Source organism: Mesorhizobium sp. M7A.F.Ca.AU.002.02.1.1 (assembly GCF_003998535.1).
Lineage (GTDB): Bacteria > Pseudomonadota > Alphaproteobacteria > Rhizobiales > Rhizobiaceae > Mesorhizobium > Mesorhizobium ciceri.
This window is the reverse complement of the sequence record NZ_RZPB01000124.1, coordinates 1-11,522: the sequence shown is the minus strand read 5'-3', so window position 1 is coordinate 11,522 and position 11,522 is coordinate 1. Positions and strand designations below refer to the sequence as shown.

General features: G+C 63.3%; 9 protein-coding genes. 5 read left to right on the top strand and 4 right to left on the bottom strand.

The annotated features are described in order from the left end of the window. Nucleotides 1-701: 701 nt before the first annotated feature. Both EN879_RS10690 and EN879_RS10685 read left to right on the top strand, forming a co-directional pair. Entirely contained in the window at nt 702-2,705 is a 2,004-nt protein-coding gene (locus EN879_RS10690) for a PhoX family phosphatase (RefSeq protein ID WP_063169631.1), read from the top strand. Between the two features lie 145 nt (nt 2,706-2,850). Then, the gene (locus tag EN879_RS10685) at nt 2,851-3,075 is read left to right on the top strand and encodes a hypothetical protein (RefSeq protein ID WP_024502214.1); all 225 of its coding nucleotides are present in this window, start codon (nt 2,851-2,853) and stop codon (nt 3,073-3,075) included. Here EN879_RS10685 and EN879_RS10680 read toward each other — a convergent pair. Further along, the gene (locus tag EN879_RS10680; RefSeq protein WP_027161242.1) at nt 3,067-4,257 is read right to left on the bottom strand and encodes an NAD(P)/FAD-dependent oxidoreductase; all 1,191 of its coding nucleotides are present in this window, start codon (nt 4,255-4,257) and stop codon (nt 3,067-3,069) included. The genes EN879_RS10685 and EN879_RS10680 overlap by 9 nt on opposite strands. 343 nt (nt 4,258-4,600) lie before the next feature. Here EN879_RS10680 and EN879_RS10675 point away from each other — a divergent pair, with 343 nt between their 5' ends. Further along, nucleotides 4,601-5,638, top strand: coding sequence for a phosphatidylglycerol lysyltransferase domain-containing protein (locus EN879_RS10675; RefSeq protein WP_063169630.1), 1,038 nt, complete (start codon nt 4,601-4,603; stop codon nt 5,636-5,638). Between the two features lie 155 nt (nt 5,639-5,793). Here the strand turns inward: EN879_RS10675 and EN879_RS10670 are convergent, their stop codons facing one another. Both EN879_RS10670 and EN879_RS10665 read right to left on the bottom strand, forming a co-directional pair. Then, entirely contained in the window at nt 5,794-6,555 is a 762-nt protein-coding gene (locus EN879_RS10670; RefSeq protein ID WP_013528680.1) for an ABC transporter permease, read from the bottom strand. Beyond that, nucleotides 6,552-7,478 (bottom strand): ABC transporter ATP-binding protein, encoded by a 927-nt coding sequence (locus EN879_RS10665; RefSeq protein ID WP_024502216.1) that lies wholly within the window; start codon nt 7,476-7,478, stop codon nt 6,552-6,554. Before EN879_RS10665 ends, EN879_RS10670 begins: the two co-directional genes overlap by 4 nt. Before the next feature lie 260 nt (nt 7,479-7,738). Here EN879_RS10665 and EN879_RS10660 point away from each other — a divergent pair, with 260 nt between their 5' ends. Both EN879_RS10660 and EN879_RS10655 read left to right on the top strand, forming a co-directional pair. Beyond that, nucleotides 7,739-9,100, top strand: coding sequence for a cytochrome ubiquinol oxidase subunit I (locus tag EN879_RS10660; protein ID WP_063169629.1), 1,362 nt, complete (start codon nt 7,739-7,741; stop codon nt 9,098-9,100). 9 nt (nt 9,101-9,109) lie between these two features. Beyond that, nucleotides 9,110-10,114: a cytochrome d ubiquinol oxidase subunit II gene (locus EN879_RS10655; protein WP_013528683.1), complete on the top strand. Its 1,005-nt coding sequence runs from the start codon at nt 9,110-9,112 to the stop codon at nt 10,112-10,114. A 55-nt stretch (nt 10,115-10,169) separates the two neighbouring features. On the opposite strand, the gene EN879_RS10650 is transcribed toward EN879_RS10655, so the two are convergent. After that, complete coding sequence (locus EN879_RS10650) at nt 10,170-11,345, bottom strand: LuxR C-terminal-related transcriptional regulator (RefSeq protein ID WP_245493811.1); 1,176 nt, start codon at nt 11,343-11,345, stop codon at nt 10,170-10,172. Nucleotides 11,346-11,522 lie beyond the last annotated feature (177 nt).

Below are 11,522 nucleotides of genomic sequence, written 5' to 3'. Positions count from 1 at the left end.
CCCTTGGCGTATGCGCTGACGGTGTGGATGCCGGAAACGGAGCCGTCCAGGACAATTTGATAGGGCGCAATCGTCAACACCAGCGCCGCTGCCGATTTGAGCGCCAGCCGGCAACAACGGGTCGTGACCGATCTGTGCATTCTGATCTCCGACGACTGAGCCCGGCGCGCCCCACCCCAACGTTGCAGTGCAACCAACATTGCCGAAAGACGCGGCGCCCGGAAGCGACCTCCGACCGTTGCGGTTGTCAACCAGGACCATTGCAAGCGCAAGGTTGGACTAAAGTCCCAAGTATATGCTACATTAGCTTCGCATGAACGGCGCCGTGACCGCCATCGCTAAACGGGAGACTGGCTTTCCCGATGCCTGACGACCGCAGACGCCGAACATCAAGTCACCTCCGCCGGGGGCGGCGGAGGTGACTTGTCGAGGGTGCAGTTGCCCGTTGATCTGTTTTTTGCAAACGACTGATGTCGTCCGCCGTCGCAGGATGCGCGGCCAAGATGCCGCCTAAGGTCTCCTTTCATCTCGAACCGGCGATTCTGGAGCAGTTCCGGTCTGCGGGAATGCTTAGCCAGCGCTGCGCGCAATGCCTGTCGCGTCTGAAAGGTCTCCCGATGTCACGAAAATGTGATCCGGCGATTATAAGGGGGTCAAACAGGTACCCACGCTCCAGCCAATCCAACAGCCAGAGGCAAGCCATGACTGACCTTCGCTCCCCCGACACCCGATTCCGCACCAGCCTGCTCGAGGAAAACGACGGCCCGGCCATCAACGCTTCCGACAACCGCACCATGGGCGAGATCATCGCCGCGCGGTTCTCGCGCCGCGGCTTCCTCAAGGGTTCGCTGGCTGTCTCGGCCATCGCCGCCACCGTCAGCCCGCTGGCGCTGATCAGCGCCGACGAGGCCCGGGCCGCTGAAGGCTCGGCCTTCACGTTCGACGAACTCGAGGCCGGCATCGACGACAAGCACCACGTCGCGCCGGGTTACGATGCCGATGTACTGCTGCGCTGGGGCGATCCGCTGTTTGCCGATTCGCCCGACTTCGACCCGACGAAACAGTCGGCCGAGGCCCAGGCGAAACAGTTCGGCTACAACAACGATTATGTCGGCTACATCCCCATCGACGGCTCGGCCGAACATGGCCTGCTGGTGGTCAACCACGAATACACCAATCCGCATCTGATGTTCCCGGGCATCGTGAAAATCGTCGAGAAGGACGGCAAGAAGTCGGCCGAAGTCGCACCCCTCTCGAAGGAGCAGGTCGATGTCGAGATGGCAGCTCACGGCGGCACCATCGTCGAGATCCGCAAGACATCAGGCAAATGGCAGGTGGTGCGCGACGGCAAGCTCAATCGCCGCATCACCTCCAACACCGAAATGGCGCTGGCCGGTCCGGTTGCCGGCCATGACCGCGTCAAGACCAATGCCGATCCGTCCGGCACCAAGGTGTTCGGCACGTTCAACAATTGCGCCGGCGGCGTCACGCCCTGGGGCACCTATGTGATGGCCGAGGAGAACATCCATGGCTATTTCTCCGGCGAGTTGCCGGAAGGCCACAAGGAAGCCGCGAACTACAAGCGTCTCGGCATTCCCGAAGGCGCCTATGAATGGGCGGCGCATTACGAACGTTTCGACCTCGCCAAGGAGCCCAATGAGGCCAACCGCTTCGGCTGGATCGTCGAGGTCGATGTCAACGACCCGACCTCGACGCCGAGGAAGCGCACGGCCATGGGCCGCTTCAAGCATGAGGGCGCCGAATCGATTGTCGCCAGGGACGGCCGCGTCGTCTTCTATCTCGGTGACGACGAGCGCTTCGACTATGTCTACAAGTTCGTGACCAAGGCCGCGTTCGATCCGAACGATCATGCCGCCAACAGGGACCTGCTCGATGATGGCACGCTGCATGTCGCCAGGTTCGCCGAAGATGGCACGGTCGAATGGCTGCCGATCGTCTTCGGCCAGGGACCGCTGACGGCTGAAAACGGTTTCACTGGCCAGGCCGACGTGCTGATCGAGACGCGCCGCGCCGCCGACCTGCTCGGTGCCACCAAGATGGACCGCCCCGAAGACATCCAGCCCAATGCCATCAACGGCAAGGTCTATGTCATGCTGACCAACAATTCGAAGCGCAAGGCCGACCAGGTAGACGCCGCCAACCCCCGCGCCGAAAACGCCTTTGGCCACATCATCGAGATCGCCGAGGACGGCGGTGATTTCACCGCCGCCAAGGGCAAGTGGGAAGTGCTGCTGAAATGCGGTGATCCGGCGGTTGCCGATGTCGGCGCCACCTTCTCGACGGCAACGACGGCCAATGGCTGGTTCGGCATGCCCGACAATTGCGCGGTCGATTCGGCCGGGCGTCTCTGGGTCGCGACCGACGGCCAGGGCCCGAAAGCCACCGGCCGCACGGATGGTCTGTGGGCGGTGGACACGGAAGGGGTGGCGCGGGCGACCTCGAAACTGTTCTTCCGCGTGCCGATCGGCGCCGAAATGTGCGGTCCGCTGTTTGCGCCCGACGACCAGACCGCCTTCGTCGCCGTCCAGCATCCGGGCGATGGCGGCGAGGACTGGGAAGCGTTCGGCCGCCCGTCCTACTATGAGGATCTGTCGACGCGCTGGCCCGACTTCAAGCCCGACATGCCGGTGCGGCCGTCGGTGGTCGCCATCACCAGACAGGGCGGCGGCAAGATCGCGGTCTGATTGCCCTCCAGCATGGGGCGCAGCAGCGGAGCAGATTTGCACCGCTGCCGCCCTTTGAAGTCGCGGCATGGGGTGAAGTCGGTCAAGCCTCGGGAAAGATTGGCAATTTAAACATGGCGCCCTAGGTCTTTATCAGGAGATCGCCATGTCGAAGTCCGTCTATGACCGTGGCTTGCTCAAGCCAGCCGATATCGCCAAGCTGCAGCGCGTGTTCGACGAGGCCTGCCGGCGGCGCGAGGCACATCCCGATTCCGCCGACGCGCGGGAAATCGCGCTTAACCTGCTCGCCCTGCACAATGCCGGCATGGAGGAAGAGGACATGCTGATGGAGGCCGTCGGTTTCCGGCGGCTGGAACCCAAATCAGCGTGATGCGCCGGGTTGGTGCGAGGCCGACCCTGCAATCCGTTTGGCGATCGCCTTGGCCAGGATACCGGCATTGGCGAAGCAGCCGCGAATGCTCGGCCGCATGCCGGTGAACCACAGACCGGGCAATTTCGGATCGGCTTGCCCGCCGTTGAAGAGCGGAACGCCCTTGGCGTCGAGCACGCCGAGCTTGCCGACCATCGGCTCCAGCCCGGTGCGGTAGCCTGTCGCGGCAATGACGATGTCAGGATAGATCAGGCTGCCATCGGCCAGGATCACGCCGTCACGGGTGAATTCCCTTATGCCAGGTACGACGGTGATCTTGCCGGCCTTTATGGCGCTGACGGCGCCGTCGTCGGCGGCGATCGCGGTGTAATCCGAGGTCAGGCGGCTGGCGCCGCCCGCAGGCGCGGGCGGCAGGCCGAATTTGGTCAGGTCGCCGAAAGCCAGGCGCTGCGTCGCCGACATCACCGCGTCGGCGACCCGCAACGGCAAGCGAGCCATGAACGGCGAAAGCCGGTGCACGGCGATCTTGCCGATGCGCTTGGGCAGCAGGGCGGGACCGCTGCGGGCCGACAGCCAGATGGCGGCCGTGTCTATGCCGGCCAGATGATTGAGCGCATCGAAACCCGAATTGCCAGCGCCGACGACCAGCACTTTCTGGCCCGCATAGGCCTGTGCGTCACCGAAATCCGCCGAATGGATGATGCGCCCGACGAAATCCTTCATGCCTTTCCATTCGGGAATGAACGGCTGCCTGTCGCGGCCGGTGGCGACGACGACATTGCGGGCCAGCCGCAGGCCAGCGCTGGTCCGTACCGCCCAGTGATCGCCCTTGAAGGCAATCTCTTCGACAGCGACGCCAAACTGCACCGGCAGCCGGTTTTCCTCCCTGAAATCATTCATGTGGCGGATGACGACCGTCCGGTGCGGAAAGGCGGGGGTGCCGGGTGGATAGGGGAGACCAGGCAGCGAAGAAAGATCGCGGTGGGTGTTGAGATGCAATTGCTGGTGCCGCCGGTGCCATGGCTCAGCCAACCGGCTTTCCTTTTCCAGGATCGCCGTCGGCACGCCGGCGTTCATCAAGGCGTGCGCGACGGCCAGCCCGGCAGCACCGGCGCCGACGACGATTGCCGGCTCGACCTTGGCCGGCAGATCCACAACCGATCTGATTGTCGTATCAGTCATTCACTCGAATCCCGTTCGACGCCAGGCTGGCAGGACGCTGTAACCGTTTGATCCCGCGCAGGATCCCTGCAGCAAACCGCGGCCGAAATTTCGAGCGATGCGAATTAGCTCCGTACGCCGGGCCGCGGTTGCGCTCTATATGGCATATGCGCGATATCAACGGTAATCAGGTCGCGGCAATGTGATTGATTCGAGGCTCGGGGTGGCTGGCGGGTCTCGGTTATCCCCACGCGCATGCCCGAAATCGACTCCGATTTTCGAGTCATGCGCAGAATCAAAGTGTTACAGCACCTTGGCGCGTCCTGGACGGCCGGCGCTGTAGGCGGCACGCGGAATCTCGACCATGCCCTCCTTGCGGTTCTATTTCGACAAGATCCTTGAGGCCGCCGCGCCCGAGGTCGAGCGGCAGGCGCTGACCCATGTCGAACGCCTGGCACTGGTGCGCCGCTATGGCGACTTCTCGCTCGCCTATTCCACCGCCGTGCAAGGCAAGCTCTCCTATTTCGGCGACGCCGACGGCTACATCGCCTTCGGTACCAAGATGAAGCACCATTTCGCGCTCGGCGACCCGGTGGCGGCTCCGGCGCGTCGGGCCGATTACATCAAGCGCTTCGTCGAGACCGCCGGCAGCCCGTGGTTCGTGCAGGTCGGCGAGGACACCGCACGCGTGCTGGCCGGCCTTGGCTACAAGGTCAATCGCCTCGGCATCGACACCCGCCTCACCCTGCCCGAGCATGATTTTTCCGGGAAGCGCAACGAGACCGTGCGCTACTCCGAGCGCTGGCTGCTGAAGAAAGGCTTTTCGTTCGACGAGGACAAGCGCACGATTTTTCTGGATGAAATTGCCCGGCTTTCGGAAAACTGGCGCGGCGACCGCATCGTCAAGCGCTGGGAGATGGGCTTTCTCAACCGCAACTTTGCCGACCATCTCGGCACCGACATGCGCCGTTTCGTCCTGCACGGTCCCGACGGCGGACTGGTCGCTCTGCTCGACTTCGACCCGCTGTGCCGCAACGGAAAGGTCATCGGCTACACGACGGCCTTCAAGCGCAAGCATATCGACGCTTCGCCGCATGCCGAGGTCGGCCTGACCAAATTCGCCGTCGATCGTTTTCGCGAAGAGGGCATCTCGGTGGTCACGCTCGGCCTGTCGCCGATGCTCGATATCGGGCCAAGCGGCTTTGCCGAAAGCGATTTCTGGCGCAATGCCTTCCAGCGCGCCTACGATTCGCCCTGGGTCAATCGCCGCAGGTTCAACCTGCAGGGCCAGGCGGCCTTCAAGCGCCGCTTCCACGGTGTCGAGGAGCCGGTCTACATCGCTTTCCGCAAGGGGACGTATGTCGAGATGCTGGGGTTGCTGCGGCTGGTCAAGGCGATCTAGATGTATCGATATTCAGGTGAGGCCGGCCTGCAAATGGCGGCTTCCTGCGCTTCCGGTGCTCACGTACGAAAAGTACGCTCCGCTCCGGTTCTCGGAATCCGCCATTTTCGACTCGGCCTGACCTGAATCTCAACAGACCTGGCGGCGTTCTGCCGTCAATTCCTCAACCGATACCCTGTCCTGAAGATCCAGGCGACGATCGTTATACAGATCAGCAGGAAGACGACCGTCATGCCGAGGCTGACGCCGACCGAGACGTCGGACTTGCCGTAGAAGCTCCAGCGGAAACCGCTGATCAGATAGACGACCGGGTTGAACAGCGTGATCGTGCGCCAGACCTCGGGCAGCATGTTGATCGAATAGAAGCTGCCACCGAGGAAGGTCAGCGGCGTGATGATCAGCAGCGGAACCAGTTGCAGCTGCTCGAAACTCTTCGCCCAGATGCCGATGATGAAGCCGAACAGGCTGAAGGTCACCGCCGTCAGCACCAGGAAGGCGAGCATCCAGAACGGATGCAGGATGGTGAGCGGCACGAACAGCGAGGCGGTGGCCAGGATGATCAGGCCGAGGATGATCGACTTGGTCGCGGCACCGCCGACATAGGCGATGACGATCTCCAGATAGGAGACCGGCGCCGACAGAAGCTCGTAGATCGAGCCGACGAATTTCGGGAAATAGATGGCAAAGGAGGCGTTGGAGATCGACTGCGTCAACAGCGACAGCATGATCAGACCCGGCACGATGAAGGCGCCGTAGCTGATGCCGTCGATCTCGGTGATGCGCGAGCCGATGGCCGAGCCGAAGACGACGAAATACAGCGACGTCGAGATGACCGGCGAGACGATGCTCTGCAGCACGGTGCGGAAAGCACGTGCCATTTCCATCCGGTAGATCGCCCATACTGCGCGAAGGTTCATGGCTCCCTCCTCACCAGATTGACGAAGATCTCCTCGAGCGAAGAGTTTTGCGTGTCGATATCGCGGAACTGGATGCCGCCGGCCTCGAGATCGCGCATCAACGAGGCGACGCCGGGCCGCTCGGCCTGGTTGTCATAGGTGTAGGTCAGCTGCCCGCCATCGGGCGACAATTCCAGCGCATAGCGCGAGAGCGCCTCGGGAATGGCCGTCAGCGGATTGCGCAGTTCCAGCACCAGCCGCTTGCGGCCGAGCTTGCGCATCAGTTCGGCCTTGTTCTCGACCAGGATGATCTCGCCGCGGTTGATGACGCCGACGCGGTCGGCCATCGCTTCGGCTTCCTCGATATAGTGCGTGGTGAGGATGATGGTGACGCCGTCCTCGCGCAGCCGGCGCACCATCGCCCACATGTCCTGGCGCAGCTCGACGTCGACGCCGGCGGTCGGCTCGTCGAGGAACAGGATGCGCGGCTCATGCGACAGCGCCTTGGCGATCATCAGCCGGCGCTTCATGCCGCCCGACAGGGTGATCGCCTTGGCATCCTTCTTGTCCCACAGTGAGAGATCGCGCAGCACCTTCTCGACAAAGCCGTGGTTGGCCGGCTTGCCGAACAGGCCACGGCTGTAATTGACCGTCGCCCAGACGCTCTCGAAGGCATCGATGGTCAGTTCCTGCGGCACAAGCCCGATCAGACCGCGCGCGGCGCGATAATCCTTGTTGATGTCGTGGCCGTCGACGGTGACGGTGCCCGACGAGCGGTTGACGATGCCGCAGACGATCGAGATCAGCGTCGTCTTGCCGGCGCCATTGGGCCCAAGCAGCGCGAAGATTTCGCCGCGCTGAATGTCGAGATTGACTTCCTTGAGCGCGGTAAAACCGGTGGCGTAGGTCTTGGAGACCCCGGAAATGGACAGGATGGAAGGCATGGATGAAAACGGCTGCTTGAAGAGGTCCCCTGATATAGGCCGAATGTCGGTGCTTGCAACCGCAAGTCAATGCCCTGCTGACAGTTCTCGACAATCGTTGCCGGCCGGCCATTGCAGGTGCGGCGCACAGGCCCGGAGTTGCGCGGCATGCAACCGGCAAAATTGTCCTGTGGCGTTCAGCCTCGCGGCAGGACGCCGCTTTGACCTGAACTCGCTTCGGGCCTATTCTTCGCGAGTATTTGCAGCAGCCGGAGCCCATCATGGACCCGCTCATACTTTCGCGTATCCAGTTCGGCGCGAATATTTCATTCCACATTCTATTTCCGACGATCACCATTGCGCTGGGTTGGGTGCTGCTGTTCTTCAAGCTGCGCTACAACGCGACCAACGATTCCGCCTGGATGCGCGCCTATTTCACCTGGGTGAAGGTGTTCGCGCTGTCCTTTGCCATGGGCGTGGTTTCGGGCGTCACCATGAGCTTCCAGTTCGGCACCAACTGGCCGGGCTACATGGAAAAGGTCGGCAACATCGCCGGGCCGCTGCTGGCCTACGAGATTCTCACCGCCTTCTTCCTCGAAGCGGCCTTCCTCGGCATCATGCTGTTCGGCTTCCGCCGCGTTTCCAACCGCATCCACACACTGGCGACGGTGCTTGTCGCCGGCGGCACCACCGTCTCGGCGTTCTGGATCATCGCGCTCAATTCCTGGATGCAGACGCCGGCCGGCTTCGAGATGCGCGACGGCGTGGCGCATGCGGTCGACTGGTGGGCAATCATCTTCAACCCGTCGATGCCCTACAGGCTGACCCACATGCTGCTGGCGTCCGGGCTGACGGTGTCGTTCCTGGTCGCTGGCCTGTCGGCGCTGCGCTATCTCACCGGCGACCGTTCGGAATCGATGTGGAAGGCGCTGCGCACCGGCGTCTTCACGGCCGCGATCCTGATCCCGATTCAGATCTTCGCCGGGGACCAGCATGGGCTGAACACGCTGGAGCACCAGCCGCAGAAGATCGCCGCCATGGAGGCCAACTGGAACACCGGCCCCAATGTGCCGCTGGTGCTCTTCGCCCTGCCCGACGAGGCCGCGAAGGAAAACAAATTCGAGATCGCCATTCCCGACGGCGCCAGCCTGGTGCTGCGGCACTCGACCAGCGGTGTCGTGCCGGGACTGAACGATTATCCCGGCAACCATCCGCCGGTCTTTCCGGTGTTCTGGGGTTTCCGCGTGATGGTCGGCACAGGCATATCGATGCTGCTCGTCTCATGGTCGGCGGCCTTCTTCCTCAAGCGCCGGCACAGCCTGCCGAAGCCGCTCGCCATGCTGATGGTACCGATGGCGCTGTCGGGCTGGCTGGCGACGCTGGCCGGCTGGTACACCACCGAAATCGGCCGCCAGCCCTGGCTGGTGACGGGCGTGCTGAAAACGGCAGACGCGGTCGGCCCGGTGGCGGGCAGCCATGTCGCGCTGACGCTGGCGACCTACCTCGTTCTCTATGTGCTTTTGCTGATCGCCTATCTCGGCGTGCTGGTGCACCTGGCGCTGAAGGCGGCGAAGGACGGCGATTCATCGCCGCTGCCGGGCGTCATGAACGCCGCCATGTCACAGCCGGCGGCTGGCGAGTAGGAGAAGAAGATGAGCTTCGACTGGCCAACCGCGCTTCCCCTCATCTTCGCCGGCCTGATGGGCCTCGCCATCCTGATCTACGTCATTCTCGACGGTTTCGATCTCGGCATCGGCATCCTGTTCGCCGCCGCCGAAGACGCCGAACAGGATACGATGATTGCCGCGATCGGCCCGTTCTGGGACGCCAACGAAACCTGGCTGGTGCTGGCCGTCGGCCTGCTGCTGGTCGCCTTCCCGCTGGCGCATGGCGTCATCCTGACGGCGCTCTACATTCCGGTCTTCGTGCTTTTGCTCGGGCTGATCCTGCGCGGCGTTGCCTTCGATTTCCGCGCCAAGGTGCCAGCTGGCCGGAAGCATCGCTGGAACCGTATTTTCTTCCTGGGTTCGCTCATCGCCTCACTGGCGCAGGGCTACATGCTGGGTGTCTATGTGCTCGGCCTCGATGTCGGCCTCGGCGGCATGGCGTTCGGCGTGCTGGTGGCGTTCTGCCTTGCCGCCGCCTACGCGGCGATGGGTGCCGCCTGGGTGATCTACAAGACCGAAGGCGAGCTGCAGAAGAAGGCGGTGCGCTGGCTGCGCACGACGCTGGTGCTGACCGCACTCGGCATGGCCGCGGTGTCGCTGGCGACGCCCTTCGCCAGCCCGCGCATCTTCGACAAATGGTTCGTCTGGCCGGAGATGCTTTATCTGTCGCCGCTGCCGATCCTGTCGGCGCTGCTGTTTCTGTGGCTGTGGCGGCAGACCTTCCATCTGCCGAAGCCCGACGACCGCCATTCACTGACGCCGTTCCTGACGCTGGCGGCCATCTTCGCGCTTGGCTTTGCCGGCCTCGCCTGGTCGTTCTACCCGTTCGTGGTGCCGGATCGCCTGACCATCTGGCAGGCAGCCTCGGCACCGGAAAGCCTGGCCATCATCCTGGCCGGCACCGTGGTGGTGCTGCCGATCATCATCTTCTATTCCTTCTATGCCTACCGGGTGTTCGGCGGCAAGGCGACCGACCTGACCTACGATTGATCCGCTCCATCTCTTTGACGCAAAGCGCCATGGGCTTTCTCAGGAAGGGCTGCTTTCAGATCAGCCCGGAATCGCGCGCGGCAGCTGTGGCCTCGCCACGCGAGATGGCATCCAGCTTACCCAGAACCGCGGAGACATGGTGATCGACGGTTTTTGGTGAAATGGTCAGATGCTCTGCGATCCGCTTGTTGGAGAAGCCGCGCTCGATCAGTTGCAGCACTTCCATCTGGCGTTGGGTCAGGCCGGCGCTGTTGGCGCGCGTGGTCTGGCGCGGCCCCCGGGCGATGCGAATGACGCCGTTGCGCCGCATGATTTCGCGCACATGGCTCGCAACCGGCTTGGCTCCAAGGGTCTCGAATATCTCGAGTGCCGCACGCTGCGCCGGCTCATCGCCCTGGGCGAGCGCGAGCGCACGTTCATAAGGTGCGTTGAGATCCGCCCAGACCGCGGCCGCCCCTTGCCAGTCGCCAGCCAGGAGCATTCGGTACGGCGCGGCCATGCCGGCCGTATCCCCCGCGTCGCTACCGGCGGAGAGGATCTGGCGCCAGCTGGCCAGTTCGGCAAACATAGCCCGCGTCGGCGACAGGGTCTCGGCAAGGTCGATCAGCCGCAGCGCCTCGGCGATTTCCGCCTCGCCGAGCCATGCCTGCTCGGCGACGATGGCGGCGTACGGCAACAGCCGCTGCAATTCGGCTCCCCTTTCCAGGAACCGATTCATTTCCGCCAGCAGTGGCTCGGCCGAAGGATCTCCGCGCCGAAGACGCAGTTTCACCAGGGCCACCAAAGCGGGATAGCGGACCAGCGCCGTCGCCTGGTCATTGCTTATGACATCCAGAGCCTCGGCGGCGGCTTCGTTCCAGTATCCCTGACGCAACAACAACTGTGCCCGAACCCCACGCATATAGTCACGCCAAGTCGCCAGATCGTTCTCGACGCAATAGTCGATGCCGCGATCAAGGAAGGATTGAGCCTGGCTGTAGCCCAATTGGTTGATCTCGCCACAGGCGCAATTGGTGAAGGCACGCGCGGCGTGCTCCTGAAAATTCTGCTCCAGCGCGATTTCAAGGCTGCGGGCGAGATGCAGCCGGCTGCTGGCCAGATCCAGCCACTGCTCGGCGGCGCCGACATTGTTGAGCGCGTGACAAACGACATCCTGCCGGTCCAGCTGCTCGGCAAGCTCGATCGCCCTGCCGCCCAGCGACAGGGTCTCGTCGAGCCTCTCGGCCAGCATCGCCAGCTGCGAAAGGTTCGAATAGGCCATGGCAAGTTCGGCACTGGCGGGAACTGCCTCCAGCAACGCGACCGCCTGGGCGCCGAACAGGTCGGCTGCCGGGCGGTCGCCCAACAGATAGGCGAAGCGCGATAGCCACCTGAGGCTGTCGCCTTCCTTCAGCGTGTTGCCAAGCGC

Bases quoted from the DNA above. Each gene is read 5' to 3' on its own strand.
- EN879_RS10690 (WP_063169631.1), top strand. From the start codon at position 702: ATGACTGACCTTCGCTCCCCCGACACCCGATTCCGCACCAGCCTGCTC.
- EN879_RS10685 (WP_024502214.1), top strand. From the start codon at position 2,851: ATGTCGAAGTCCGTCTATGACCGTGGCTTGCTCAAGCCAGCCGATATC.
- EN879_RS10680 (WP_027161242.1), bottom strand. From the start codon at position 4,257: ATGACTGATACGACAATCAGATCGGTTGTGGATCTGCCGGCCAAGGTC.
- EN879_RS10675 (WP_063169630.1), top strand. From the start codon at position 4,601: ATGCCCTCCTTGCGGTTCTATTTCGACAAGATCCTTGAGGCCGCCGCG.
- EN879_RS10670 (WP_013528680.1), bottom strand. From the start codon at position 6,555: ATGAACCTTCGCGCAGTATGGGCGATCTACCGGATGGAAATGGCACGT.
- EN879_RS10665 (WP_024502216.1), bottom strand. From the start codon at position 7,478: ATGCCTTCCATCCTGTCCATTTCCGGGGTCTCCAAGACCTACGCCACC.
- EN879_RS10660 (WP_063169629.1), top strand. From the start codon at position 7,739: ATGGACCCGCTCATACTTTCGCGTATCCAGTTCGGCGCGAATATTTCA.
- EN879_RS10655 (WP_013528683.1), top strand. From the start codon at position 9,110: ATGAGCTTCGACTGGCCAACCGCGCTTCCCCTCATCTTCGCCGGCCTG.
- EN879_RS10650 (WP_245493811.1), bottom strand. From the start codon at position 11,345: ATGCTGGCCGAGAGGCTCGACGAGACCCTGTCGCTGGGCGGCAGGGCG.